At 54.6% G+C, this 26,198-nt stretch carries 22 protein-coding genes and 1 pseudogene; 10 read left to right on the forward strand and 13 right to left on the reverse strand.

The annotated features are described in order from the left end of the window. Positions 1-2: 2 nt before the first annotated feature. Positions 3-983, reverse strand: coding sequence for a LacI family DNA-binding transcriptional regulator (locus F8562_RS28880; RefSeq protein WP_014837732.1), 981 nt, complete (start codon positions 981-983; stop codon positions 3-5). 211 nt (positions 984-1,194) lie between these two features. Here F8562_RS28880 and F8562_RS28885 point away from each other — a divergent pair, with 211 nt between their 5' ends. The 7 genes from F8562_RS28885 (at position 1,195) to F8562_RS28915 (ending at position 9,117) form a co-directional block, all read left to right on the forward strand. Beyond that, positions 1,195-1,593 carry an NUDIX hydrolase gene (locus F8562_RS28885; protein ID WP_032721746.1) on the forward strand — a complete coding sequence of 133 codons (399 nt, stop codon included), beginning with the start codon at positions 1,195-1,197 and terminating at the stop codon, positions 1,591-1,593. 680 nt (positions 1,594-2,273) lie between these two features. Next, on the forward strand, positions 2,274-2,891 hold the full coding sequence (locus F8562_RS28890) for a LuxR C-terminal-related transcriptional regulator (protein WP_094909242.1): 618 nt from the start codon (positions 2,274-2,276) through the stop codon (positions 2,889-2,891). 70 nt (positions 2,892-2,961) lie between these two features. Then, positions 2,962-3,540 (forward strand): common pilus major fimbrillin subunit EcpA, encoded by a 579-nt coding sequence (gene ecpA, locus F8562_RS28895; RefSeq protein WP_014228280.1) that lies wholly within the window; start codon positions 2,962-2,964, stop codon positions 3,538-3,540. A 64-nt stretch (positions 3,541-3,604) separates the two neighbouring features. After that, a complete protein-coding gene (locus F8562_RS28900) occupies positions 3,605-4,282 on the forward strand; it encodes a hypothetical protein (protein ID WP_014228279.1) in 678 nt (225 codons plus the stop codon). 8 nt (positions 4,283-4,290) lie between these two features. Continuing rightward, the gene (locus F8562_RS28905; RefSeq protein WP_014837730.1) at positions 4,291-6,828 is read left to right on the forward strand and encodes a TcfC E-set like domain-containing protein; all 2,538 of its coding nucleotides are present in this window, start codon (positions 4,291-4,293) and stop codon (positions 6,826-6,828) included. Next, on the forward strand, positions 6,818-8,437 hold the full coding sequence (locus F8562_RS28910; protein ID WP_014228277.1) for a hypothetical protein: 1,620 nt from the start codon (positions 6,818-6,820) through the stop codon (positions 8,435-8,437). The genes F8562_RS28905 and F8562_RS28910 overlap by 11 nt, the downstream gene beginning before the upstream one ends. Continuing rightward, positions 8,434-9,117 carry a fimbria/pilus periplasmic chaperone gene (locus tag F8562_RS28915; RefSeq protein WP_032694585.1) on the forward strand — a complete coding sequence of 228 codons (684 nt, stop codon included), beginning with the start codon at positions 8,434-8,436 and terminating at the stop codon, positions 9,115-9,117. The genes F8562_RS28910 and F8562_RS28915 overlap by 4 nt, the downstream gene beginning before the upstream one ends. Before the next feature lie 6 nt (positions 9,118-9,123). On the opposite strand, the pseudogene F8562_RS28920 reads toward F8562_RS28915, so the two are convergent. Continuing rightward, positions 9,124-9,823 (reverse strand): annotated as a pseudogene (locus tag F8562_RS28920) (helix-turn-helix transcriptional regulator). A gap of 266 nt (positions 9,824-10,089) precedes the next feature. Then, entirely contained in the window at positions 10,090-10,998 is a 909-nt protein-coding gene (locus F8562_RS28925; RefSeq protein ID WP_014837728.1) for a LysR family transcriptional regulator, read from the reverse strand. A gap of 180 nt (positions 10,999-11,178) precedes the next feature. Here F8562_RS28925 and F8562_RS28930 point away from each other — a divergent pair, with 180 nt between their 5' ends. Together F8562_RS28930 and F8562_RS28935 are read left to right on the forward strand one after the other, a co-directional pair. Further along, positions 11,179-11,928, forward strand: coding sequence for an SDR family NAD(P)-dependent oxidoreductase (locus F8562_RS28930; protein ID WP_014837727.1), 750 nt, complete (start codon positions 11,179-11,181; stop codon positions 11,926-11,928). Positions 11,929-12,055: 127 nt separating this feature from the next. Next, positions 12,056-12,472, forward strand: a complete 417-nt coding sequence (locus F8562_RS28935; RefSeq protein WP_014228272.1) for an Exc2 family lipoprotein — start codon at positions 12,056-12,058, stop codon at positions 12,470-12,472. Between the two features lie 37 nt (positions 12,473-12,509). Here the strand turns inward: F8562_RS28935 and F8562_RS28940 are convergent, their stop codons facing one another. From F8562_RS28940 to F8562_RS28985, 10 genes are all read right to left on the reverse strand, one after another. Further along, entirely contained in the window at positions 12,510-13,661 is a 1,152-nt protein-coding gene (locus F8562_RS28940) for a Gfo/Idh/MocA family protein (RefSeq protein ID WP_014837726.1), read from the reverse strand. Further along, positions 13,658-14,686 (reverse strand): sugar phosphate isomerase/epimerase family protein, encoded by a 1,029-nt coding sequence (locus F8562_RS28945; RefSeq protein ID WP_014837725.1) that lies wholly within the window; start codon positions 14,684-14,686, stop codon positions 13,658-13,660. Before F8562_RS28945 ends, F8562_RS28940 begins: the two co-directional genes overlap by 4 nt. 16 nt (positions 14,687-14,702) lie before the next feature. Then, entirely contained in the window at positions 14,703-15,869 is a 1,167-nt protein-coding gene (locus F8562_RS28950) for an MFS transporter (protein WP_094909241.1), read from the reverse strand. A gap of 150 nt (positions 15,870-16,019) precedes the next feature. After that, positions 16,020-17,396 carry a phenylalanine transporter gene (pheP, locus tag F8562_RS28955; protein WP_014228268.1) on the reverse strand — a complete coding sequence of 459 codons (1,377 nt, stop codon included), beginning with the start codon at positions 17,394-17,396 and terminating at the stop codon, positions 16,020-16,022. A 142-nt stretch (positions 17,397-17,538) separates the two neighbouring features. Next, positions 17,539-19,776 carry a TonB-dependent receptor gene (locus tag F8562_RS28960; RefSeq protein ID WP_014837724.1) on the reverse strand — a complete coding sequence of 746 codons (2,238 nt, stop codon included), beginning with the start codon at positions 19,774-19,776 and terminating at the stop codon, positions 17,539-17,541. 342 nt (positions 19,777-20,118) lie between these two features. Next, the gene (locus tag F8562_RS28965) at positions 20,119-21,072 is read right to left on the reverse strand and encodes an aldo/keto reductase (RefSeq protein ID WP_014228266.1); all 954 of its coding nucleotides are present in this window, start codon (positions 21,070-21,072) and stop codon (positions 20,119-20,121) included. A gap of 131 nt (positions 21,073-21,203) precedes the next feature. Further along, positions 21,204-21,980 (reverse strand): ABC transporter substrate-binding protein, encoded by a 777-nt coding sequence (locus F8562_RS28970; protein WP_004848539.1) that lies wholly within the window; start codon positions 21,978-21,980, stop codon positions 21,204-21,206. A 19-nt stretch (positions 21,981-21,999) separates the two neighbouring features. Further along, positions 22,000-23,178, reverse strand: a complete 1,179-nt coding sequence (locus tag F8562_RS28975; RefSeq protein WP_014837722.1) for a M20 aminoacylase family protein — start codon at positions 23,176-23,178, stop codon at positions 22,000-22,002. 441 nt (positions 23,179-23,619) lie between these two features. Continuing rightward, on the reverse strand, positions 23,620-24,102 hold the full coding sequence (locus F8562_RS28980) for an RcnB family protein (protein ID WP_014228264.1): 483 nt from the start codon (positions 24,100-24,102) through the stop codon (positions 23,620-23,622). A gap of 308 nt (positions 24,103-24,410) precedes the next feature. Then, complete coding sequence (locus tag F8562_RS28985) at positions 24,411-24,803, reverse strand: hypothetical protein (RefSeq protein ID WP_004130158.1); 393 nt, start codon at positions 24,801-24,803, stop codon at positions 24,411-24,413. A 274-nt stretch (positions 24,804-25,077) separates the two neighbouring features. On the opposite strand from F8562_RS28985, the gene F8562_RS28995 reads away from it, so the two are divergent. Further along, positions 25,078-26,196, forward strand: coding sequence for an ABC transporter substrate-binding protein (locus F8562_RS28995; RefSeq protein WP_009654147.1), 1,119 nt, complete (start codon positions 25,078-25,080; stop codon positions 26,194-26,196). Positions 26,197-26,198 lie beyond the last annotated feature (2 nt).

Raw genomic sequence — 26,198 nt, forward strand, 5'->3', positions numbered from 1 at the left:
CCTCAGGCACTGGCGCGGGAAATGACGCGCCAGTCCATCATCACCCGCTCGACCGCGGCGTCGGGATTGTCGATTCTTTTCATCAGCAGCGTGACCGCCGTACGGCCAATCTCGCGCGAAGGCTGTTCCACGGTGGTCAGCTGCGGCGATACCACTTCAGCCAGTTCGGTGCCATCAAAACCGACCACCGCAATATCATCCGGCACCCGCATTCCGGCCTGAGCGATAGCCCGCAGCGCGCCCGCCGCCAGCGAATCAGAGACGGCAAACACCGCGTCCGGCTGCTCTTCCTGCGCCAGCAGCGTCTCCATCGCCTGTTTACCGGCCGCGGCGCTCAGATCGCTGGCGTAGATCACCTGTTGATACGCCAGTTCGCGAACGTGCAGAACGCTTTTATAGCCGCGCTCGCGCAGGCGCGAGTAGCGATAGCTGAGATCGTGGTTGATTAAAGCAATGCGTTTACGCCCGCCGTCAACCAGCCGGGAAACGGCGCCCTGCGCCGCGTCGACGTCGTTGATGCCGACGCAGGAGATGCTGCCGTTATCAGCATATTCCGCGCACTGAACCCAGGGCGCGTCGCCGATCATGGTGGTGAGTTCCGGCAGGCTGGAGAGCGCGTTCATGGTGATGATGCCGTCGACCATTTTGCCGGAGAGCAGCTGCAGCCCAGAGGTTGAACGGGCTAAATCCGAACCTGAATTACACAGCAGGATCCGGTAGCCGTTCTTTTCCGCCTCTTCTTCAATGCCCTTGACCACTTCGGCGCAAAAGGGGTTGGCGATATTAGAGACCATCACCAGAATCATATTGCTGCGGGCCGTTCGCAGCTGGCGGGCCAGCAGATTCGGCTGGTAGTTACTCTCTTTGATCGCCTGCAGCACACGTTCGCGATTCTTCGCTTTAACGGTATCGCTGTTATTCAATACTCGCGATACCGTCGCCACCGAGACGCCCGCCAGGCGAGCGATTTTCTGAATTGACATAGAGGCTGCACTTCCCGCATAGACGTTATATTTCGCAGGCTATCATAAATGAGCCCCGCCTGCGCCGTCAGCAGGTTTTGCGATAATCGACGGGATTGATTAGCACGCTAAGGTCGCTATCATGATAGCGCCGGCGTTGTTTCGCGAGAGATGAAACGTACGCTGGCCGTTGAACATCATCGGCATATAACTGGGGTATCTCTTGAACACAATAAAAAATATTCATATCGCGGCGGCAGTGATCGCCGACGGCCAAGGACGCTGTCTTTTAGTGCGCAAACGAGGGACTGAGTACTTTATGCAGCCCGGTGGAAAGCCTGAAATCGGGGAAGCCCCGGAAGCGGCGCTGATCCGCGAGCTCGAAGAGGAGCTCAACTTCATCGTCTCACCTGAAGAACTGGTCCCGGTAGGCCGCTTCACCGATACGGCGGCAAACGAGCCGGGCCATACGGTCTCTGCGGATATCTTTCAGATAGCCACCAACAGAGCGAGCTTTACACCGACGGCAGAAATAGAAGAAGTTATCTGGTATACGCCGGGCCAGGATCGGCATATTAAGCTTGCTCCCCTTACCGAGAACCACCTGCTTCCTCTGCTGAAAGGGGCGTAAGCGCCCGGGGCGCATCGAAAGTATTCGCTCATTTGTCTGCAAGTCAAAATCCACACTGCCATCGTCCCGGTTGCGCTACGCGGCTTGCAGGCAGAGCCAGTTCAGGCTGCAGCGCCATGTCTCTCCGAAAATCCTTTGTCCTCTTTTTCTGTTTAAGATTTAATGCATCCTTCTGATTCACTCCCCTTCAAACGCCGACGCGTTTTAGTGCATAAAAACGCCCTGTTTTGTACGCCAGATCATATTTCACCAGACTATCCTTTCCCCATTAATCCAAAATATCGCAACTTTCCCTTACAAAAAGCAGGTATTTACAGAATAAACCCCATAAAATAAAACAAAATAAAAACACAAAATTAACAAAAAGTGATGAAATAGCGTTTTTTTTGACTTATTGTGCTGTTTTTTTTTAACCAATCTTCTCCCATTCAGCGAGAAAATTCCTGGTCACCATGGATAATTCTTAAAGAGGAATCGACATAAAACTCTGCACCTTCAGATTTTTCTTATTCATTAGAGTAGGTTAGTATAAATCCAGACAGTTTTTGGCATTAAGAATTTACACATTTTTCATCTATATAACCATCCAGAAATTAAAGTTGTCACATTTATTAACTAGCCATAATATAGCCACATCATTGAACGATAGGGTAAGACAATATAGGGAAATAAATCGACATATGGCTCCACAGAAATATGAGAAGGTACACTGCATAAGCTGTCAGTATCAATGCGAAATCTATCCCCGACCTACGATAAAATCGATTAACTGCATTGAAACCCGCTATTGCGTATGGCCCGATAAAAACATCTATTTAAAAAATGGTGTGCATTGTTTTTTAATTAACAAGCACTACAACCTCTCTAACTCTGGCTTTATTTTTGTTGATTTTTCTCGCTACAACATCAGATTATTCACCAATAATAAATGGCTTGAATATCTGATCAAAACAGGATTGCGGGTAGTGTTGATTGCCGACAGATTAGCACAACCGCTCGCGCTGTACTGGAAACACCGCTGTCAGCAGATAATTTCTATTATCAACGCCAGCGATACCCGGCATGAGATTGGAAAGAAAATACAGCTTTCGTTTCTCGGTCAAAGAGATGGTCGAGGTTACCGCCAAAAACTCAGCGACCAGGAAGTGTTGGTTCTCGATCTTTTACTCGCAGAAAAGTCGATTAAGCAAATAGCCAACGAATTGCAGATGGCAGAAAAAAGAATCTACGCAATCAAGCTCAGCTTGCAGAATAAGATGGGAGGCAGAGGGAAGTTAAACATTATTCTATCTGGATAAAGTCATTATCAGTATTTGTAGCAATAACTCCATAAATGGAACTAACTTAATTATTCTCAGGAAATTTAAAATGAAAAAAATCGTATTAGCGGGTGTTGTGGCTGCGGCTCTTATCTCTTCCAACGCAATGGCTGACGTGACCACTTCCGCCACGGCAAGCTGGGATGCAAGCGCAACTAAAGACACCACCAGCGCGCTGGTCGTCACTCCGCTGAAATCCCTGAACTTCCAGTACGCTGAAGGGATTAAAGCGTTTAACGCCCAGAAAGGCGCTTTTGACATCACCATCCAGGGCCAGTCTGGCGCGACCGACTTCACGCTGACCTCTCAGATCGTCAGCAACACCCTGAGCCGTACCACTGATGCCTCTACTCTGGCCGTTGGTGTGAGCTGGAACGGCAACGCGCTGAACAAAACCACGCCGGTAACGATGATTGATACCGCCAACAACATCTCCGCGGGTCTGGATGCGCTGGCTGTCGCTACCGCCTTCGCAGGCGCCGATCGCGTCAGCACTCAGGGTAACTTCGATTTCACTGTCGACTCTGCGACTTCTGACGGCAGCACCGCCGCTGAGTTCAAAGATTTAACCGACGGTTACTGGAGCGGCGACGTTCGCGTTCAGTTCAACGCGGTCTGGACTATCTAATCAGGTGTAGCCAACACCTGTCCGGTATGACAAGGAGGCTTCGGCCTCCTTATAAGGATGCGCCATGAAACTGAATCCATTATTACTCTCTCTCTTCTTATTCACCGTGACGCCCTCCTCCTATGCGATTAATGTCGGAGACGTCACCTCAATAATGGGGCCGGATGCCTCGACTCTGGCAAAAGAAATCATTAATACCACCGATACGGCGCGTTACGTTAGCGTCAGCGTGGAGCGTATCTCATCGCCTATGGCCGGCGGCAAGGTTATCCCGATGGCGAGCAGATCGGAATTATTATCAACGCCAGCCAGTCTGATATTACCCGGAAATGCCAAAGAGAACTTTCGTTTTTTTTACAAAGGACCTCAGGACAACCAGGAACGTTATTACCGCATATCCTGGACCGATGAGCCGGTGACCGAATTCGAAGCCAGCAAGAAGAAAAAACAGGGTGAGGCAACGACCTCTGCCATTATTGGTACCATTCTGGTGGTCGCGCCGCGTGAAGAAAGATTTGACTATCGTCGCGATAATGACACGGTCACCAATACCGGCAACGCTTCATTCCGCGTTATCTCCTACGGGCCCTGTCGTGATAAAGCGAAGGATGAGGGTCAAGGCTGCCGTGAACGCTATTATGTCATGCCTGGTGTCAGCGTAAAAATAAAGCATACCGATCTCACCAACAAACAAACGCGAATTGGAATATGGCACGGTGAGCAATATATAAATGTAAACTGAGTAACATTATGGATAATCTTGGTTATGTCAAAGGGACGTTGTTCGCTGGGTTATTGATCACGGTAAACCAGGGTTGGGCAGCTAATGCTACAGCGCCAGTGAAAGTCAGTAACTATGTTATTCCTTCGGTATTTGCTAACGCGTTATATCAGGGCATGACGGTCCCTGTTTTTATTCGTTATGAAGGCGATAATAGTACCCAACGCAGCCAGCAAAAAATCGCCGATGCTGTCCTCACAATCAAGGATAATGAGTTTCGCCTGAACCAGATCGCGCTGAGCGATCTCCCTGAGCGAACCGAATTATCACCGCAGATAAAATCGTTGCTCAACGAGATGCAGGACAAAAGCATCGGCGACGGTCAGCGCGTTTATATCAACAAAGACGCCTCACTTTCACTCGATACGCGTTCCTTTTATCTTGAGCTGACGGTTAACCGGGCAGCCATGCAGGCCGCTATTTTGCCGCGTACCAACATGCTTGGGGAATCCACTGCTCAGAATCTCTCGAGCGTGCTGAATTACTCGATGGGGAGCTATTACAACAAATATGAGAATACCGATAACGCCAGCAGCTACCTGACGCTGGACAATACCTGGTCGCTGCGCGAGCACCATCTGAACTTTAACGGTTCCCTCTACGGAATTGGTACCGGCAACCAGCAGGGTAAACTGTATCGCTCGATGTACGAACGTGACTATCAGGGACGCCGCTTCGCCATGGGAATGGTGGATACCTGGAATCTGCAATCGATCGCCAGCATGAGCGCCCTGAACTCCAGCCGCATTTACGGCATCAGCTATGGCAATAAAAGCAGTTCCCAAACGCAAGACAATACGCTTGCTCTGGTGCCCGTAACGGTGTTCCTGCCGGCCGCCGGTGAAGTGCACGTTTACCGTGACGGTAAACTGCTCAGCATTCAAAACTTCTCCATGGGCAGCTACGAACTGGATACGTCGCGCCTGCCGTTTGGCATCTACAACGTTGATATACAGGTGGTCGTTAACGGGCGCGTGGTCAGCAGCCGGACGGCGAACATCAATAAAACGTTCGCCCGGAAATCGAGCGTCACCGGCGATCTCTCGTGGCAAACCTTCGCGGGCAGCCTCGAATACAACAAGATGAACTATCGTCACAACTACAACATCAATTATGGTACACGGAATACGTGGATAGCCGGGGTCGCCGCTGCAACCAGCCAACCCTGGCTTTCCGGCGTGAATCTGAAAACCACGCTCTACGGTTTTGACAATAACGGCGTCAATGAAACGGAAGCGAACGTTATTTTCAACAACGCGTTCAGCTTTAACCAGCAGGGGCTGCTCGCTACCGACGGCAGCTGGCAGAGTACCTCCACCTTCAATATGAGTTTACCGGACGGGTACGGCAACCTGTGGGGATCGCGCCAGTACAGTTCCATCGGTAACGCGCTACCGATGCAGCAAAACGACTATGTGACCGTCGGCGCCAACGCGAACCTGCGCAAAATCGCGCCGTTCCTCGGTACGCTGAGCGTCAGCCGAACCAATAACAAATATACCGGGAGCACCTATACCAACGTCGATTACGATCAATCGCTGCTAGCCAATCGCTACGCGACGATTTCTCTGCGCGCCGGTATTCAGAATTATCAGTACAACACCCACGAAAATCTGCGCGATAAGTACGTCAATATTGACGTTTCTATCCCCTTCTCCGCCTGGCTTAGCACCGGCGTGTCCAGCCAGAACGGTAACATGCTGGCGAACGCCACGCTGCGCAAGAGCTTTGACAACAGCGCCATTACTCAGGTGGGAGCATCGGTTTCAAAACAGATTAAACAGAACAAAAATGACGATAGCCGCTATCGCACCGACGATTACGCCGCCAATGGTTACGTCAGCTATGACACCAAATATAACGCTGGCACCGTCTCCGTCAGCCGCTCATCGCAGCACAGTTCAAACTACAGCCTGAGCTCGCAGGGCAGCGTGGCCTGGACGGAAAAAAATATCTATGCCGGAAAAGGCACCCAAACCGCGGGCCTGGTGGTGAATACCCATTTCAGCGGCAAGGGCAGGATGATGGCGCAGATCAACGGCCAGAACTACCCGCTGACCGGCAAAAGCAACTTCATCAGTCTTCCGCCTTACGCGGAATATAAAGTGGAGCTGATGAACGACAAAAATTCGGAAGACAGCGTCGATATCGTGACCGGCCGACGTAACAAAGTCGTGCTCTATCCCGGCAACGTCAGCGTGCTTAACCCGGAAGTCAAACAGCTCGTCACCGTATTTGGCCGGGTGAAAGACCGTCGCGGCGGTTACTACGCCAACGCCGATATTCATAACCACATTGGTAAAACGCGCACCGACGAACTCGGCGAGTTCGCCATGGACGTCGATAAGCGCTTCCCGGTAATCACCCTGGTCGATAAATTCGGCGGCATATGCGAAGTGGATCTGGATCTGACAGAGGCGAAAGGCGCCGTATGGGTCGGTGAGATCCCTTGTGAGATCCAACAACAAACGGCATCAGTGACTGGAGATGTTAAGAATGTCTATTAAACCCCAGGCCATCATGCTGCTGGCCGGCTGGCTGCTGGCCGCGCCGGCTATGGCGCTCACCGCTACCAACGACGGGAGCGGCAGCAACACCTATATGTTTATCGACAATGATGTCGATGATGAATATTTCATCACCACCAGCTCCCTCTCCCCGCGCTTCACCGGGGCCAATATCTGGACGAAATATAAAACGAACCAGCGTAGTCTGGGATATCTGGGCAACTCGGGCTGGAGTTACAGTAACCGCTATTTTGATCTCTGGATCGACAACTCCCCCATTAACCAACCGTTTCTCGGGCTCCGCTGCATGTCTACTGGCGCAAACTGCCCGGCTTCCGGCTATATCCCTGCGGATGTCCTCGACAAAGACGGTTACTATCACGCGATGTCCGGCAACAGCGTAGCAAACGGTTACTACGGCGCCGGAGTGCTGAGCCAGTCGGCCTATGAGTATTTTCGCAATCAGCCGGTGGGAACCATCGATAGTTTGCAGCTTAATCTCTGCTATATGGACTCCAAAGCCGATTATGACTTTGCTTCCGGCGTTCGCTGTAAAGATCTCCCCAGCGGAGGAAAGTGGGTTTACTATACGATGAACCTTGAAAAGGTCTCGCATCTGACCTTAAACAGTACCGGATCTATGGCGGAAGTGTGGATTGCCAGCGACGGTACGCCAAGCGTTAACCTCGGCTCTGAATTGTGCCAGATGGGCGTAGTCGGGAGCGCTTCCGGGATCATTTGTAAAATGGTGTCTTACAACTTTCAGGAGACCAAAACTCTCACCACCTCACTTGATTTCCGGATGGTTATCGACACGGCGATGCTGGGATTTTCCCCTTCTTCGTCTGACGTAAAGTACAGCGGTGATGGGGCTAGCTGGACTAATTTCGGTACTGCCATTACCTATAACAAGGTTTTCAAGCCGTCAGGCGAGTACGTCTACGTATTCCTGTCCAATGCCTTTTTCCAAAAAGCCCTCAAGGCAGGAACGGATTTAACCAACAAGAATGAACTGTTTACCTTCTATTTTGATAACTCCGTCACCCCGCAATCGGGTTATTATCAGTTCACGCCTTCCACATTAATTAACATCATCCCGCGGGAATACGGCATCAGCATTGTTGCCAGCGACGGGCGTTCTCATCCCAAAGCATCCGGCAAGATCGGTAGCGAAGAGCCCATCACTTTTGAATATAAAGTCACCACCTCCGCGTCGCGTCAGGCCGACAGTATTACCGCCCAGGTCATCGGCGACTCCATCAACATATATGGTCTGCCGTACTGCCTGTTTACCTCAGCGGACGAGACGCTAAAAGTCCCCATCCCGGCCTACCTCGAATGGACGTCCGCTGCCGGTAAAGCGGTAAAAGTCCGCAACAGCTGCGGTGAAAACCCTGTCGATATGACCAACGCCGCCTGGGTACAGACGGCCTGGAACGCTAACGTCAACGATGGTTTCTTTTTTACCACCACGCTGAAACTGCTGTTTCCGATGGATGACCCGCATTCACAGTTCACCACCGATGGACATGACTGGATGGGGACCGTCAGCGCCACCGGGGATGTAAAAGTGACCGCCACATGGGTCGGCGTCGATCGGGGGGTATGATGCAAAAAATCCTGGCCATCGGATTGTGCGGGCTGTGTGTCCAGCCCGCTTCCGCGGTGTACTTTGATTCCATCATTTATGATATGGATGCCAGTAAAGATTTTATCTCCCGGCCGCTAGTCAACGATACAAAAAGCACTAACTTATATACCATTTCGGCTTACAAAATCTCCCGGCCGGGCAACGGTGATGAAATACCGGTGCCCGGTCAGAGCAAAGACCTGGTCTGGTCGCCGCTGCAGTTCACCGTACAGGCCAAAGGTCAGGAATATTTTAAACTCTATTATCGCGGGCCCAAAGATGACGTTGAGCGATATTATCGGGTGATCTTTAAGGAAACGCCCGTCACGGTTTTCCCCTGGCGCATGGATCAGAAAAAAATGGCGGTTGTCCCTTCGGTGTCGATGAGCACGATTCTCATCGTGCGCCCCCGCAAGACGCGATTCCAGTATGAAATTAACGAAGCCACGGGCACCATTAAAAACACCGGCAACACCTATTTTAGAGTCATTCTGCAGAAAGGCTGCAATGGTGACGATGAAAGTTCAACGCAATTTTATATGCTACCAGGGGAGAGCTGGACAGGCCCCGAAGCGAACAATAGCCACAGGAAATATATTGTCGCATTAGGCCGCTATCATCAGTTAGGAAACGGCTGTTTTATAGATTCGCCGGGTTAAGCGCTGCTAATCCAGAGCGGGTATGGTATGCCTGAAGCGCAGCTCGCGCAGGCGATTGAGTCCGCCGAACTTCTTGCATAAAGAGTATTGAAAGCGGTAGACGCTGCGGGTATCGCACGCCATGATGCGGGCGATATCCTGACTGGAATGCCCGCCTGCCAGCAGGCGCAGCGTCTTCATTTCATGCTCAGTCAGCGACGGGGTGCGCCGACAGCGAAGATTCCGCCCCAGCATGATGCGTTTTATTTTCTTGATTAAGCTGCTCAAGCTATCGTTGACTTCCACCACCGACCATAATAATCCGGAGCGCAGCATCCAAAAATTAGCCATGGGCAGCATGCTTTTATCCGCGAGTAAAATAATCTTCAGACCGGTCTCCTGCAGTTTTTCAGCCCAGCCCTCATGCAGAAAATACAAGATATTGTCGAGGGAGAAGTCCACCACCACCATTCCTTCAGGCAGAAAACAGGTGAGTTCACGAAAAACCAAATCATTGACCGCTCGCTTAAAAAAATAGTTTTTATCCGGCCATACAGAAAACTTCCTCTCTCCGCAAAGGGATCGCTCCATTTTATCTTCCGCTTCAATAGGGCAGTTTAAACCACACGCCATACATTTAATCTCACGGTTACCTGCCGGCATTATATTTACCTCTTGAGTGGCTAAAAAATACTTTCAAAAAAGATACATACGTAATACCAAACATACTATAAACAAAATAAATTGCTGCTATTATATTTACTGTAAACAAAGAAAAAAAAGACTAATCTATAATTCCAGACCTTAGGGCAAATAACATTAACACATTTCATTAAATATTTTAATAAAACACCCACTGAATTTAACCATGTCATATTATATAGAAAAATATATCCCCATACTGTAAGCGGGCGTAATATTTATTGTTACTTGATTTATAATCACACGATGAATATTTTTCACAGGCTGCCATTATATGTTGGTTCCTCTCATTTAGCCCCCTTTTACCGCTGCCGGAAATGCCTCCGCCAGCCAGTCGATAAATACGCGCAGCCGGGATGTGACGTGGCGATTCTGCGCATAAACCACGTGAAAGGGATAAGGGGCCGGGCGCCATTTGCTGAGTATTTCCACTAGTGTTCCGTTCACCAGCGCATTTCTCAACGAATATGAGAAGGTCTGCACAATACCCAGCCCAGCCTCCGCAGCCGCGATATGCGCGTTGCTCTCATTTACGCCAAGGTGATGTTCCGTTTTGATCTCCTGACTGATGTCGTTATCCAGAAAGCGGAACGGGAAGGCTCTTCCGCTGGCGGGAGATAAATAGCTGACCAGCCGATGTCCGTTCTTCAGCTCATCGGGATACGCGGGAATGCCGTAGAGCCTGAAATAGCCCGGCGTAGCGCAGGTCACAATCGTTGCTTCGCCGATTTTGCGTGCGATCAGGGTCGAGTCATCCAGCGGCCCGCCCCTGATCGCGCAGTCGATATTGCCGCTGATAAGGTCCGAGGGGCTGTCGGCGACCGCCAGATCGATGCGGATATCCGGATAGGTCGTCATAAAATCAGCCAGCAGCGGGATCAGCACGTCGCGAGCGGTGGAGCCGCCTACCGCGACGCGCAGGTGGCCCTTTGGCTTATTGCGGGAAGCGCGAAACGAGGCATCAATCTCGTCCAGATCTTTCAGAATTCGCACCGCTTTTTCATAGTATTCACGCCCTTCCGGCGTGACGGTAATGCGTCGGGTTGTGCGCTGCAGCAGGCACACGCCAAGATGCGATTCAAGCTGTTGAATCGCTTTACTGAGAGTGGCGTTGGGCATATTCAGGGAGTCTGCGGCCCGGGTAAAACTGTTGGCTTCGACAACGCGCGTAAAGACTTTAAGGGCTGAAAACCGATCCATTATTCATTTTTCCTGATAATAGCCGCTGATTATTCACCGGTATGAAGAGTGTTTTTCACATTACTCCGTTTTTTGCATCCGTGGCTGACGGTAGAGTGACCCCCGTACTCAGTCGCCAGGTAGTCACGGTAAGTGGATGACTCAATTGGCATATTCATACTTTAGTTAAGGAAGTGCACCATGAGTAAAAAACTTTCGGCAAAAATCGCGTTAGTCACCGGCGGCACCTCGGGCATCGGCCTGGCATCAGCCCGGGAGCTGGCCTCGCAGGGAGCGACGGTCTATATCACCGGTCGCCGTCAGGAAGAGCTTGACGCGGCGGTCGCGTTAATCGGTCCCACCGCCAGCGGGATCCGCGCCGATGCCTCGGTATTAAGCGACCTCGATAGGGTGTTTTCGACCATTGCCAGCGAATCAGGGCGACTGGATGTGCTTTTTGCCAATGCGGGCGGCGGCGATATGATGCCGCTGGGCGCCATAACGGAAGAGCACTTCGATCGCATTTTCGCTACCAACGTGCGCGGCGTACTGTTCACCGTCCAGAAGGCCTTGCCGCTGTTGACCCAGGGGGCTTCCATCATCCTTACCGGCTCGACCGCGGCGGTGAAAGGCACCGCGAACTTCAGCGTGTACAGCGCCAGTAAGGCCGCCGTGCGTAATCTGGCCCGCTCATGGGCGCTGGACCTGAAGGCGCGCGCTATCCGCGTGAATGTGGTCAGCCCGGGGCCCGTCCGTACGCCCGGTCTGGGGGGACTTGTCGCCCCAGAGCAACGTCAGGGGCTCTTCGATATGCTGGCCGCCGACGTCCCGCTGGGCCGCATTGGCGAGCCGGAAGAAGTGGCTAAAACGGTGGCTTTCCTGGCCTCTGACGACGCGAGCTTTATTAACGCCGCTGAAATCTACGTTGATGGCGGGCTGGCGCAGATCTAAAAAATGCTGCCTGAAGACCCTTGGATTCATGGGTCTTCAGGTGCTACCGTACAGACATAATTAGCCGTTTTGTCCTGTACCTGAATTATCAGAGTACCTTTTCTAATAATTATGGATGATGATATCAATGAAACTAAAAATAGCGTTTATCGCGCTTGGCTGTTCGCTTGCCGCCCTTTCCGGCTGTACCTCCTCAAAATCTTCCCCGGAACGCCACGCTTACTATTTTGTCTCACACCGCAGCGATTTCGTCGGCGGTAACTTCGTTAGTAACCGTCAGGAAAACTACCGCTTAAATCTGCCGAACTTTACCGATATCTATGCCCGCGGCCAGCAGGACAGAAAGTCGGGGATGAGCGAAAGCGACGCCCGCCGTACCGCCGACGCAATCAGGCAGCAGGTGGCTGAGGGCACAAAAACCCAGCACGCATTTACCGGCAACGTCAGCGATAAATGGGATAACGAAATGGAAAATAAAGACGCCGTGCTGTTCGGTAATGAACTGGCCGGAACGTATCTCGACGGCTATTTTGGCGTGAAATAACCCAGCGGGTGCGCGAAATGCGCACCGCGCCTTCGGCTTACCTTTCCACCTTCACCCAGCGCTGCAGCTGATGGCTTTTCACTATCGCCGCAATGATGTACATCACGTCCGCCCCCTCGTAGAACGAGGCGAAACGCCGTGACGATGCCGGCGGCATCTCACCGGCGCGCACCGCCTGATAAAAGCTCAGCATCATATTTTTAAACGCATCGGGCCAGCCTTCATTATGCCCGCCGGGGAAGTGGGCGCTGGCGGCGGCCTCGCCGAGCATCAGGCTCGGATCGTCGCTCAGCAGCTGGTTTGGCCCCTGGCGATGGCCAATCCACAGCCGCTGCGGCACTTCCTGATCCCAGGCCAGCGAGCAGCGGCTGCCGCCGATCTCCACCGTCAGGCCGTTTTTTCTCCCGGCGCTGACCTGCGAAACGATAAAGCTCCCCTTGCTGCCATCGTCGAAGCGAAACAGAACCGACCCCAAATCTTCGGTATCGACGGGCCGCGCTTCATACGCGATATCATCGCGATGCTGGCTGAACGTCGCGTCGCCGGCCACGGGCGCCTGGCGCGTCGGCCAGACGATGGAGAGATCCGCCATCACCTCCACAATGCGTCGGCCGGTCATAAACTGCACCGTATCGCACCAGTGGGAACCAATGTCGGCCATCGCCCGCGAGGCCCCGCCCTGCGCCGAATCCACCCGCCAGTTATAGTCGGTCTCCAGCAGCATCCAGTCCTGCAAATAGCTGCCGTGCGCCGCAAACAGCCTTCCGACATCGCCGTTGCGCATCATCGCCGCCGCCTGCTGCACCATGGCAAACTGGCGATAAACAAAGCTGACGCCATGAATCACCCCGGCGCTTTCCGCCAGCGCCACCAGCTCACGGGCCTCCTCCGCGGTCATGCAGAGCGGCTTTTCCGAAAAGACGTGCAGTCCGGCGGAGAGGATCTGTCGGTTAATCCGCGCATGCAGATGGTTCGGCGTACAGTTATGCACCACCTGCAATCCGGGATGCGCCAGCAGCGCCTCAACGCTACCGTAGGCGTGCGCCACGTTGAGCTGGCGCGCCTTCTGCTGCGCCATCTCCAGCGAACCGTCGCACAGCGCCACCACCTCGATGTCGCCCACCCGGCGCAGCGCTTCCAGATGCGCCGGCCCGATAAAACCGGAGCCAATAATGCCGACCTGAATCATTCTCCTCCCTCCTTGCCTGCGGCGAAATCATCAAACGCCCGCCCGGAGACCGGGATGATATGGCGGCGGATAAACTCGCTGCCTTCGCGCGCGCCGACCTCCGCGTCCTTCAGGCAGCACTCCCACTCCAGCACCGCCCAGCCGTCAAAATCATACTCGGTGAGCTTGCTGAAAATCGTTTTGAAGTCGATCTGCCCATCGCCCAGCGAACGAAAACGCCCCGCCCGCTGCTGCCAGTTCTGATAGCCGCCGTAGACCCCGCTGCGCCCGTCGCGGCGGAATTCGGCGTCCTTGACGTGAAACGCTTTGATTCGCGAATGATAGATATCGATATACGCCAGGTAGTCCATCTGCTGAAGATGAAGGTGGCTGGGGTCATAGAGCATATTGCAGCGCGGATGGTTATCGACCCGCTGCAGGAAACGCTCGAAGGTCACGCCGTCATGCAGGTCTTCGCCGGGATGGATTTCGTAGCAGACATCCACGCCCTGTTCGTCAAAAACGTCCAGCAGCGGTCGCCAGCGCCGGGCCAGTTCATCGAAGGCCTCATCGAGAAGCGGCTGATTATGCGGCGGCCACGGATAAAAATAAGGCCACGCCAGCGCCCCGGAAAAGGTGGCATGCGCCTTCAGCCCCAGACGCGCCGAGGCCACCGCCGCCTGGCGTACTTTTTCTACCGCCCACTGCTGGCGCGCCTGCGGGTTACCGCGCAGCGCGGCGGGCGCAAACGCGTCAAAGGCCGTATCATAAGCCGGATGAACGGCCACCAGCTGCCCCTCAAGATGGGTGGACAGTTCGCAGATCGCCAGGCCCTGTTCCGCCAGGATGCCGCTCACCTCATCGCAGTAGGTCTGGCTCGCGGCGGCGCGTTCAACGTCGAAAATCGCCGGATGGTTGCAGGGGAGCTGCAGTGCCTGATAGCCCAAACCGGCGGCCCACTGCGCCAGGCCCTCCAGGGTATTAAACGGCGCCTGCGCGCCGATAAACTGCGCCAGGAAAATGCCCGGTCCTTTGATTGTTTTCATACCACCTCCTGAAAAATTAACGCTGCTCTTTCTCGTTGTACTGGAAAGAGAAAAGGAAAATCAGCGCGATAACCGCAGCGGCCACCGCCGGGATCCACCAGAAGGTCACCCACGCCTGCGGTACGCTCTGGCCTGCCACCAGATGGTTGTACAGCGCGCCGGAGATCTGCGACCCCAGCAGCATGCCGATACCGTAGGTGAACATCACGATCATGCTTTGCGCCTGGCCCTTCACTTTTTCACCGGCTACGCGGTCGGTATAGATAAAGCCGACAACAAAGAAAAAGTCATAGCACACGCCGTGCAGCAGGATGCCGAGATAGAGCAGGAAGCGCCCCTCTTCGCTGACCCCCAGCGCAAAGAAGGCGTAGCGCACAAACCACGCCGCCATGCCGATCAGCAGCATGTATTTCACCCCGAGGCGGCGGAACAGCAGCGGGATCACCAGCATAAAGAAAATTTCTGACATCTGACCGAACGACATCGCGGTGCTGACGTCCGCGATGCCGGCATCCGCCAGATAAGAGGCGGTATAGGCGTAGTAGGTCCCCAGCGGAATCGAAATCAGCGTCGCGCAGAGGGAGAAAATCAGGAAGTGGCGCGTTTTCAGCAGCGCGAAAGCGTCGGCGCACAGCAGATCGCGAAACTGGACCGGCGTCCCTTTCGCCGGCGCCGGCGTGTGCGGTAGCGTCAGGCTATAAACGGCCAACGCCGCCGAGCAGAGCGCCGCCAGGGTAAAAATGCCGGTGGTATCGGAGATACCGGTGACGCCGATGAAGATACCGGCGATAATCCAGCCGATGGTGCCGAAGACGCGCACCACCGGAAAGGTTTTATCGACGTTCGCCAGGCTGTGGAAAGCGATGTTGTTGGTCAGCGCCTGCGGGACAAACCACAAAATAACCGCTCCGGCCAGATGCATCACCGCCATCACCTTCTGCGAAGCGAAAAAGCGATCGACCAGCATTCCCAGCACAAACGGCGAGAGAATAGACGCAATCGGCCCGGCGGAGAAAGCATCGCCGATCAGCAGCGACATCTCATAGCGGGTCATCACCAGCCCCAGCGTCACCGACCAGCTACCCCAGATAAAGAACTGCATAAACATCATTAACGACAGCCGCGGCACCAGAAAACGGTGGGCTACGCGGGGACTTTCACGACCTTCGGTTGTTGTGACCATTTCGACCGCCCTCAAAAAGTAATCGATTACAAATACGCTCAAATAAAAAGTAATCGATTACAAAAAGAAGATCGCGGGCAAAATACGCTAAGCGCGAAGACGATCACAATAAAAAGAGATAATGCCCCGCCGGACGACGGGGCGATCGCGCTACGCCGGACGGCGCAGGGTTTTAAAGGCCACAAACAGGAACAGGATCCACACCGGCAGCAGAATCGCCGACAGGCGCATCCCGTCAATGGTGCACATCAGCACCAGGATCAGCCCCAGAAAGGCGATACAGATATAGTTTCCGGCGGGCGACAGCAGCGCTTTAAACTTCGACTCGCGCCCCTTGCGCCGCTGGGCGGCGCGGAACTTGAGGTGCGCCAGGCAGATCATAATCCAGTTCAGCAGCAGCGTCGCTACCACCAGCGCCATCAGCAGGCCGAGGGCTTTTTGCGGCAGCAGGTAGTTAAGCAGCACCACCAGCGAAGTAATGACTCCCGATAGCAGCAGGGAGTTAACCGGCACGCCGCGCTTGCTGACGCGGGCGAGAAACTTCGGCGCATTGCCCTGCACCGACAGACCGAACAGCATCCGGCTATTCGAGTAAACGCCGCTGTTATAAACCGACAGCGACGCTACCAGAATCACGAAGTTCAGCGCGGAAGCCACCACGTTGCTGTCGAGATTATGAAAGATCATCACGAACGGGCTGCTGTCGGATTTGATTTCCACCCACGGATAGAGCGCCAGCAGAACCACCAGCGAACCGATATAAAACAGCAGGATACGATATACCACCTGGTTAACCGCTTTCGGGATGCTCTTTTCCGGGTTCTGCGCTTCCGCGGCGGTAATGCCGATAAGCTCCAGTCCGCCGAAGGAGAACATAATCACCGCCAGCGACACGATCAGGCCGTGCCAGCCGGTGGCGAAGAAACCGCCGTGTTTCCACAGGTTATCGATTCCCGCCTTGCTGCCGCCGTGGCCGCCGAACAGCATCCACAGGCCAAAGCCGATCATGCCGATAATCGCCAGCACCTTAATCAGCGCGAACCAGAACTCCGCTTCGCCGTACAGGCGCACGTTCACCAGGTTTACGGCGTTGATAATGATGAAGAACGCGGCGGCCCAGATCCACGTCGGCACATCCGGCAGCCAGTACTGCATATAAATCCCGGCGGCGGTCAGCTCCGCCATCCCGACCAGGACGAACATCACCCAGTAGTTCCAGCCGGAAAGAAAACCGGCGAACGGGCCCCAGTATTTATAAGCAAAGTGGGCAAAGGAGCCTGAAACCGGTTCTTCGACGACCATTTCGCCCAGCTGGCGCATGATCAGAAAGGCAACTATCCCGGCGACGGCATAGCCGAGCAGTACGGCCGGTCCCGCCATTTGAATCGCCGGCCCGATGCCGAGAAACAGGCCGGTACCGATGGCGCCGCCAAGGGCGATAAGTTGAATATGTCGGTTCTGTAAACCGCGATGAAGCGTCGGGCCGCTTTCCTCTACGGCATCCGACGATGTTGACGCGTCTTTCACGTCGATCCCCTGTGTGTATATATGAAGGGGCACCTTTTAACACTTATACCCTTCATACTTCAAGCCGCAGATGCCTTGGCTTTATACATTCATTGATTTATTACAACCGGCGAGCCGCCCTGCCCGCTCCTGCGGTTTTGCCTTAAAATTCGTAGCCGACCGAAACCTTGAACGTGCGCGGTTCGCCGCGGAACAGATAGGTTCCGCTGTCGTCCGCGCCGGACCAGTAGTTCTCATCCGTCACGTTATCGACGCCCGCGCGTACCGTCATCTGATTCTGGTTCTCGTTAAGCGTCAGACGATAGCGCACGCCGAGATCCAGGGTCGTGAAGCTATCAATCTTCTTGCTGTTCGCCTGGTCGGCATACTGCGAACCCGAGTGATTGAGGCGTGCGGTGGCGGTCAGGCCGTCGATAGGTTTGATGTCATACTCTGCGCCAAGCACCGCGTAGAAGCCCGGTACGCCGATGGCCGTTTTACCATCATTGACGCCATCCTTGGTTTTCGACAGTTCGGCTTTCAGCCAGGTCGCGCTGGCGTTAAGGCGCAGGCCGTACAGCGGTTCGCCGAAAACGTTAAATTCCACGCCGCGATTGCGCTGCTCGCCGTTGAGGCCATAGCGTTTCTGGCTATCCAGGAAGGCGGAAGGCATTTTAATTTCAAACAGCGCCAGCGAGCCGCCAATGCGGCCAAAATCCGCCTTCATCCCGACTTCGTTTTGTTTTGAGTGAATAATTCCGACGCTTTCCCCATAGTTAGCGGCGGAGGTTGGCGCATTGCTGCCCGGCTGCAGGGCTTCGGTATGGTTAGCGTATAAAGAGAGAACCTGCCACGGCTTATAGACCACGCCATAGGTCGGCATCCAGCGGCTGTCGTCATACGCATCGCTTTGCAGGCCGGTGACTTTATCGTAGTTGCGCACCACCACTTTTTGATGACGGGCGCCGACGGTGAACAGCAGCGTATCGTCCAGCACGCCGAGGGTGTCGCTCAGCAGCCAGCCCTGGGAACGGGTGCGGCCGCTGGTGAGCGGATCGCCATAGTCGCCGCCGAATGAAGCGTTCGCCGGGGGCGCAACCGGACGGGTATCGTAAATATTCACCAGCGGGTTATCCGCCGCCTTCGACATTCGCCACGCGGTTTTGTCGTTCTGGGTTTTCGCCGAATAGCCGACGTTGATCTTGTGCGACACAAAACCGGTGGCAAATTCGCCGCGTATCCCGGCCATGCCGCTGGCGGTATCCATATAGCGGTTGGTGTCCAGGCGCCCCGCCGTGGCGTTGCCCGCCCGGTCAATCAGCTTCGAGGCGCTATAGAGACCGATTTCATGGGCATGCTGCGCCCCCAGAGCGGCGTAGGCGGTCCATTTATCGACAATGTCGTATTCCATTCTCAGCATACCGAACTCATTTTCGATATCGCTGTAAGCCCATTTTTGCGTGTAGTTGTGGGTGTTATCCGGCAGGCGCGGAATAAAATCGACGCCCGAAATGTTGATGCCCATCGGGCTACCGTGGAAGGTTTTTTTCTGATAGCCAAAGTCAAACGAGCTGCGCATCCGTTCGCCGCGATAATCGAGCCCTATGGAGGCCAGCGTGGTTCTGCGCTTATCACTCTCCACCGCCGCCTCGCCTTCGCGGTGCACCAGATTCACCCGCGCGCCGAACTGGTTGTCGTCGCCAAAGCGGCGGCCCAAATCCAGCGTGCCGCCGACCTGAGAATCCGAGGTATAGTCGACGCCCACGCGGGCGGTCGGGGTATCTTCCGCGCGCTTAGGCTCCAGGTTGATCATCCCGCCGACGCCGGAGCTGGCCGCACCGTTAAGCAGAGCGTTGGCGCCTTTAAAAATTTCGACCCGCTCAAGCATGGCGGTATCCACCACCTGACGCGGCACCACGCCCGCCAGCCCGCTCAGGGTCATATCATCGCCGTCAAATTTAAGGCCGCGAATGCGGTAGGTCTCGGCGTAGTTACCGTAGCCCTGCACCGGCTGAACCCCGGCATCGTTACTCACTACGTCGGCGATGGTTTTCGCCTGCTGATCCTCGATAAGCTTCGAGGTAAAGCCGATGATACTAAACGGAACGTCCATCGCGTTTTGTTCGCCGAGCATCCCGAGACGGCCGCCGTTGGCGATCTGGCCGTCAAGATAGGCGGGCACCACCAGGTCGCCGCCGGCTTTAAAATCGCTGGCGGATGCGGCCTGAACGACCATCGTTTCTTCGCTTTTCTGGCGTTCGGCGACGTTTTCCGCCGCCGTTGCCGAATGGGAGATAGCGCCAACAGTTAACGCCAGCAGCGTTTTCCGCAGCGGGAAAGCCGGTGCGGCGCGGCCGCTTAAGTTGGCAGAGACGGCCAGCGCCGGGAGAGTGCGTTTCATAAGATCAGTCCTGAACAAAATCAACGATCCGATAGTGGCTCCGCCGCCGAAATTCGCGTTTCCGGTCTTGCGCCTGTGAGCCCCATCCAGTGCCTTCGCCGTTTCCCTGTGAGCCCGCGACGTACGCAGGTTATCTCCTGATAAAACCACAAACAAGAAGAAGAATGAGAACTATACTCATTATCTTATCGTAATCAAGCCTGGCTTTTGCCGTCTGGAAAAACGTTTCATTTTTCGCTGAAAGGGATTCGCCGCAGAGGTTTGGGCTGAAGGTGAGGAAGCGCGCGCAGCAAAACGCGGAGAGACAAAAGGCCGGAACCCGACAGGCTCCGGCCTCAATCACTACGCGCTGGCGGTATCCAGACGCGCCAGCTGCCCGGCGCTCAGGCTCAGCGCGGCGGCGCGAGCAAAGCTCTCCACCTGAGCGAGGCTGGTGGCGCTGGCGATGGGCGCCGTCACGCCGTCGCGGCTCATCAGCCAGGCCAGCGCGACCTCGGCAGGTTTAGCGCCGCTTTGCTCCGCCACTTCAACCAGGGTATCGACAATACGCAGCCCGCGAGGATTGAGATATTTGCCGATACCGCCCCCGCGCTGGCTTTGCGCCAGGTCGGACTGCTGGCGGTATTTGCCGGTCAGGAAGCCGGACGCCAGGCTGTAGTAGGTCACCACGCCGATATCGCGGCTGATGCACAGGTCGCAGAGCGCGCCCTCAAAAGCCGAGCGATGATAAAGATTGTATTCCGGCTGCAGCACCTGCCAGGCCGGCAGGCCGCTTTTACGCGACACCTCCAGCGCGCCTGAAAGCTGCTGCGCATCGAGGTTCGAGGCGCCCATGGCGCGGATTTTCCCCGCCTGCTGTAGGGCGTGGAAGGCGTCGAGGGTTTCGGCGACCGGCGTTTCCGGGTCCGGCCAGTGGGCGAAATAGAGGTCAATATAATCGGTATTCAGACGTCGCAGGGAGTCGTCCACTGCCTGCTGGATCCAGGCTTTTTTCAACCCTTTATGACCGGGAAGGCCTAAATCGGAACCCACTTTGGTGAAGAGCTTTACCTTATCGCGCATGCCTGGCCGCGCCTGTAGCCAGCGGCCGATAATGGTTTCAGACTCGCCGCCCTGGTTGCCATCCGCCCAGCGGGAGTAGACATCCGCCGTGTCGATAGCATCGAAGCCGTGGTCTATAAATGCATCAAGAATGGCAAAACTGGTTTTTTCATCAATGGTCCAGCCAAAAACGTTACCGCCAAACACCAGCGGGGCGATGGAAAATCCGGTTTTGCCCAAGGGACGTGTCATCATGCCGTTCACTCCTTATCGCTTATATTCAGTATCCTTCGGAACGCCGTGAGGGCCAGAAAAGGACAATTACGGGATAGTAAGAAAAGGAAGCTTGAAGCGGGCTATCCGTGCCCGCTGAATGCATAACAACATTATGTCCCGGAATAGACGTCAAAGCTAAAATATTTCCCGGCTAACTTTTTATAGGTGCCGTCGGCGAGAATAGTGGCAATCGCGCCGTTAATCTCCTGGCGCAGGGCATCGTCCTCTTTGCGCAGGCCAATCGCCGCGCCGGCGCCGAACAGCTTGTCGTCCTTCAGGTGGCCGCCAACGAAGGCAAAATCTTTACCCTGCGGCTGCTGCAGGAAGCTATAGTCGGCCATCATCCCGGAAAGCACCGCGCCGTCAATACGCCCGGACTCCAGATCCTGAACCACGCGATCCGCCCCCTGATAGGCGACGATATTGATCCCCGCCGTGCGCCAGTGCTGGTTAACGTAAGTCTCCTGCGCCGAGCCCTGCTCTACGCCGATGGTTTTGCCCTTCAGCTGCTCGACGGTATTCCCGGCCAGGGTGTTTTTACGCGCCACGAGGAACACCGGGCCGTTGTACAGCTTGTCGCTAAAGCCGATCTGCTCTTTACGCTTCTCGGTCATATACATGCCGGAGAGGATCGCGTCGAACTTACGCGCCTTCAGCGCCGGAATAATGCCGTCGAAGTTGCTTTCCACCCACACGCACTTCGCCTGCAGCTGGGCGCAAATCGCGTTGCCGAGGTCAATATCAAAACCCGCCAGCTTACCCTGCGGATCTTTCCATTCAAACGGCGCGAAAGTCGGATCGACTCCAAAGCGAATTTCCTTATTTTCTGCGGCCAGGGCTGAAGTTGAGGCCATCAGCGCGACCCACAGCAGAAGAGATTTTTTCATTATTTACGGACTCCAGAGATCAACGGCAGTGTGTTTCAACTAACCGGGCGAACAGCGTCGCGCCGGTAGAAATAATGTCATCATTAAAGTCATAGCCGGGGTTGTGCACCATACAGCTGCCCTTCCCGCCTTTCTCGCCATTGCCCAGCAGGAAGTAGCAGCCGGGGCGCTGCTGGAGCATAAAAGCGAAATCTTCGCTGGCGTTCATCGGCGAAATGGATTCCAGCACGCCCTCCTCGCCAAAGACGTCCAGCGCCAGCGCTTTGGCGAATTCGGTCTCTTCGACGCTGTTGGTCAGTACCGGATAGGAGTCAAAAACCACTACCTCGCTGCTGGCGCCGTAGCTTTTGGCGGTAAAATCAGCGAGCTCCTTGATCCGTTTAATCAGCAGGTCGCGAATTTCCGGCTTCATCGCCCGCACGCTCAGCTCCATCACCACGTTCTCAGGGATGACGTTGGAGGCGATACCCGCCTGGAAGGTGCCGATGCTCACCACCGCGGTTTCGCCCGGCGGTACGTTACGCGCAACGATGCTTTGCAGATTCATCACCAGCGCCGCGCCGGTAACAATGGGATCGACGGTGCGCTCGGGGTGCGCGCCGTGGCCGCCGTAGCCGGTAATGGTGATTTTTACCGTATCCGCCGAGGCCATAAAATTCCCGGCGTAAAAGCCGATTTTCCCCACCGGCAGGCCCGGCATATTGTGCAGGCCGAAGATGCGCTCGCAGGGAAAGCGCTCAAACAGGCCGTCTTTGATCATTAAATCCGCGCCGCCGATCGCTTCTTCCGCGGGCTGGAAAATCAGGTGTACCGTGCCGTTGAACTGGCAGGCCGGCGAGGCGATATATTTCGCCGCCGCCAGCAGAATGGTGGTGTGGCCGTCGTGGCCGCAGGCGTGCATTTTTCCGGCCACGGTGCTGGCCCAGGGGAGATCGGTCGCTTCGAAAATCGGCAGCGCGTCCATGTCGGCGCGCAGGCCGATAGTGCGCGGCGAATCGCCCTTGCTTAACGTTCCTACCACCCCGGTTTTCGCCAGCCCGCGGGTCACCGTATAGCCCCACTCGGTCAGTTTTCCGGCCACCAGCTCGCTGGTATTAAACTCTTCCAGGCTTAATTCCGGATGGGCGTGTAAATAATGACGGATCGCAATCATTTCATCTTCGGTGGCTTTAATTTCAGGAATTACACAGTCGGTCATGCCGGTCTCCGGGATATAGAATCAGGTGCTAAGCTTTAATAACTTAACGTGCTAAGGGTTTATTGCAAGCAGGATTTCTTATTCCGCGCGGGGTTTTCATCTGATTTATTCATAGCGATTTAACGGCGAAGCGGATGAGTTTTACTATCACCTGAACCATGAAACGTCTTACATTCTCTGCCTTTTATTAACCATGAAGCACAATACTCATTTATAAAGCCTAAATAAGCAGATAAAACATCAAAGAAGAGGCGCAAGGATGATATTTTCAACTTTGCGGTTTTTAAGCGGATTTGATGTGAGAACAGGGGCGGGTGGGCATCGCCGGATAGCGCCAGGCTGGCCGGACTACCGTCCCTCAGACGCGGGGAAATCGGTAGCGCGGACAGGTGCACAGCACCGCCTCCGGGGGAGGCGGTTGCGAGGTTAAAGCAGAAAAGGTTAGTGACTCAGCGCGCCGTTAATCAGGATCGACGTAATAATCCCGGTCGCGGCGGCAATCAGCACATAGTTACCGTCAATATAGGACCAGTGCTGCCCGTGCGGCGGTGCCGGTAATCCGCGATCGTTCCAGTCGTTTATCCGGTAATCATTGCCGCGATAACGTTCCGGAGCCGGCTGACCTTTGCGAAAATCATGGCCGTTCCACGCGAAGTGGTCCCGCTCATGGCGCTCCTGATGAGAGTTACCCTGCGGCCCCTTGTCACCGCGCGATGGGCCACGGTTATCGTCGTTACCCTGATGGTTGTTGGCCTGCGGCCCCTTGCCCGGCCCCTGCTGACGGTTGCCGTCCGGGCCGCCGCGGCCGGCGTCTTGCTGCCAGACCTGCTGCTGACCGTGGTTGTTGCCGCCAGGGCCATCCGCCCAGGAGACGGAAGTCAAAGCACAAGATAGAATAATCGCCAGTGAAAGAATCTTTTTCATAATACACCTCCTGATATATTTCCTTTGTACCGGGAAAATGTGGAGGAATAGTGAGTAACAATATAACCAGGACAATTCCTGGCTTATACCTTTGATCTTTTAAGGCGCATGTCCTGGCTGCGTGCATTCCCCCCGTTCACCTGGCAACCGGTGCTCCCGGGGACTTATAAATTCGCCGCCGTAGTGCGGCTAAAAATCCAGGGCGAGAGCATGATAACGTTTTAAAAATATTATCCCGACGCTGAACAAAGCGCACCAAATAACAAAAAAGGCCGCTTTCGCGACCTTTTTTAGAAAATAGCCAGAGATTACTCAGTGACTTTGGTTTTTAGCTCTTCGGCACCCTGCTTGGTTTTATCCCAGCCTTCTTTGCTGACCTCTTTGGTCTTATTCCAGCCTTTTTCGGTGCCTTCTTTAGTCGCGTTCCAGCCCTTCTCAGTCCCTTCTTTGGTCTTATTCCAGGTTTTCTGCGCGCCTTCGCTGACTTCGCTGCCTACGCTGTCGCTTTTGCCTTCTGCCGCGTGTTTGGCTTTCAGCTGCTGCTCTTCACCCTGGTGCTGGGCCTCGTGCAGTTTTTCTTTCGCGGTGTTCGCCCCTTCATGGGCCGCCGCGACGGTATCGTCGGTTGCGTGTGTCGTTGTTGCAGCAAAAACAGGAGCTGCTACCAGAATCGCAGATAACGCAATCATTGCTTTTTTCATAATGTCCTCTCTCGCTAACGAACTTAATGTTATGAGTCGCATTTAGCATGGCACAAGATTTTACCGTCTGGCTTTAGGGATTGTTCTTAAAACTGATTTCGGACTTTTCTATCGACTTTTGGTCTGCCGCGTCCCGCTTCTGATTGCGCGAATAAATTCCAACAAATTTGTTACATTTTAAGTCATTTGCCGTTGATATACTTGCCGTTTATGTTTACACGAGAATAATTCTCAGAATCATTATATTTATAAATTAGCAAACGGAACGCATATTATGGCAAGAAAATCAGTAGGTTCGTTCATCCTTACTGCCCTGATTTCCACTCCTCTCTGTAGCTTTGCCGCGCAATATCCGCTCACCGTCACCGATCTCGACGGCCGCGCGATTACGCTCCAGCATGAGCCACAGCGCATTATCCTGCAGGATGGTCGCGATATTATGGCCATGGCTCTGCTCGACCGCGACAACCCCTTCAGGCGCGTCGTGGCATGGAATAACCTGGCCAGAAAACAGGACATCAATACCTGGAAAATGCTGCAAGAGAAGTGGCCGCAATCCGCTCAGATCCTCGATATGGGCTTTAGCGATAAGGGCAACGTTGACCTTGAGAGCGTCATTTCCCGCCAGCCGGACCTGATGATCGCCCAGCTTCGCGCGAAGCCCGCGCTGGAGGAGAGCGGTGTCATCAGCAAGCTCAGCGCGCTGAATATTCCCGTGCTGTTCGTCGATTATGAAATCAACCCCGGCAAAGACACCGCCCCGAGTATCGATCTGCTGGGGAAAGTCCTTAACCGTGAAGAAAACGCCAAAGCCTATACCGACTATTACCGTCAGCAGCTGGACGCCATCCGCCAGAAAACCGCGAACATCACGCCGAAGGCTAACGTTTTTGTCGAGGCGCTGGCGGGTAATAGCGATGCCTGCTGCTTTACCCACGGCCACAACGGCTGGGGCGGTCTGGTCGAAGCCGTCGGCGCGAACAATATCGGCTCGCAGCTGCTGCCGGGCGCTTCCGGCTTTGTGTCGCTGGAAAAAGTGATTAGCATGAAGCCGGATGCCTATATTATGACCGGTTCAAAACGCGGGAATAGCCAGGTGCTGCCGCTCGGTTTACAGGCCGATCCCCAGGAGGTCAATCGTCAGGCGGAGCGGCTGCTGTCGCGCACCGGCGTGAGCAACATCCCGACGATTGAAGCAAAACGCGCTTACGGCATTTACCACCACTTCTACAACCATCCGTGGAATATCGTCGGTATGGCGTATCTGGCGAAGGATATCTATCCCCAGACCTTCAGCGACCTCAACCCTGACGATAGCTGGCACTACATTGTCCGTCATTTCACCACCCTGCCGGATCTGCCGTTTGTTTTTTCCTGGCAACAAGGTGAGTAATT

Origin of the sequence: Klebsiella sp. RCJ4 (assembly GCF_009025755.1) — a bacterium.
Classification (GTDB): domain Bacteria; phylum Pseudomonadota; class Gammaproteobacteria; order Enterobacterales; family Enterobacteriaceae; genus Klebsiella; species Klebsiella michiganensis.

What these genes read in the sequence shown, in the direction of transcription:
- F8562_RS28880 (WP_014837732.1), bottom strand. Translation starts at nt 983, where the DNA reads ATGTCAATTCAGAAAATCGCTCGCCTGGCGGGCGTCTCGGTGGCGACG.
- F8562_RS28890 (WP_094909242.1), top strand. Translation starts at nt 2,274, where the DNA reads ATGGCTCCACAGAAATATGAGAAGGTACACTGCATAAGCTGTCAGTAT.
- ecpA (WP_014228280.1), top strand. Translation starts at nt 2,962, where the DNA reads ATGAAAAAAATCGTATTAGCGGGTGTTGTGGCTGCGGCTCTTATCTCT.
- F8562_RS28900 (WP_014228279.1), top strand. Translation starts at nt 3,605, where the DNA reads ATGAAACTGAATCCATTATTACTCTCTCTCTTCTTATTCACCGTGACG.
- F8562_RS28905 (WP_014837730.1), top strand. Translation starts at nt 4,291, where the DNA reads ATGGATAATCTTGGTTATGTCAAAGGGACGTTGTTCGCTGGGTTATTG.
- F8562_RS28910 (WP_014228277.1), top strand. Translation starts at nt 6,818, where the DNA reads ATGTCTATTAAACCCCAGGCCATCATGCTGCTGGCCGGCTGGCTGCTG.
- F8562_RS28915 (WP_032694585.1), top strand. Translation starts at nt 8,434, where the DNA reads ATGATGCAAAAAATCCTGGCCATCGGATTGTGCGGGCTGTGTGTCCAG.
- F8562_RS28925 (WP_014837728.1), bottom strand. Translation starts at nt 10,998, where the DNA reads ATGGATCGGTTTTCAGCCCTTAAAGTCTTTACGCGCGTTGTCGAAGCC.
- F8562_RS28930 (WP_014837727.1), top strand. Translation starts at nt 11,179, where the DNA reads ATGAGTAAAAAACTTTCGGCAAAAATCGCGTTAGTCACCGGCGGCACC.
- F8562_RS28935 (WP_014228272.1), top strand. Translation starts at nt 12,056, where the DNA reads ATGAAACTAAAAATAGCGTTTATCGCGCTTGGCTGTTCGCTTGCCGCC.
- F8562_RS28940 (WP_014837726.1), bottom strand. Translation starts at nt 13,661, where the DNA reads ATGATTCAGGTCGGCATTATTGGCTCCGGTTTTATCGGGCCGGCGCAT.
- F8562_RS28945 (WP_014837725.1), bottom strand. Translation starts at nt 14,686, where the DNA reads ATGAAAACAATCAAAGGACCGGGCATTTTCCTGGCGCAGTTTATCGGC.
- F8562_RS28950 (WP_094909241.1), bottom strand. Translation starts at nt 15,869, where the DNA reads ATGGTCACAACAACCGAAGGTCGTGAAAGTCCCCGCGTAGCCCACCGT.
- F8562_RS28960 (WP_014837724.1), bottom strand. Translation starts at nt 19,776, where the DNA reads ATGAAACGCACTCTCCCGGCGCTGGCCGTCTCTGCCAACTTAAGCGGC.
- F8562_RS28965 (WP_014228266.1), bottom strand. Translation starts at nt 21,072, where the DNA reads ATGATGACACGTCCCTTGGGCAAAACCGGATTTTCCATCGCCCCGCTG.
- F8562_RS28970 (WP_004848539.1), bottom strand. Translation starts at nt 21,980, where the DNA reads ATGAAAAAATCTCTTCTGCTGTGGGTCGCGCTGATGGCCTCAACTTCA.
- F8562_RS28975 (WP_014837722.1), bottom strand. Translation starts at nt 23,178, where the DNA reads ATGACCGACTGTGTAATTCCTGAAATTAAAGCCACCGAAGATGAAATG.
- F8562_RS28980 (WP_014228264.1), bottom strand. Translation starts at nt 24,102, where the DNA reads ATGAAAAAGATTCTTTCACTGGCGATTATTCTATCTTGTGCTTTGACT.
- F8562_RS28985 (WP_004130158.1), bottom strand. Translation starts at nt 24,803, where the DNA reads ATGAAAAAAGCAATGATTGCGTTATCTGCGATTCTGGTAGCAGCTCCT.
- F8562_RS28995 (WP_009654147.1), top strand. Translation starts at nt 25,078, where the DNA reads ATGGCAAGAAAATCAGTAGGTTCGTTCATCCTTACTGCCCTGATTTCC.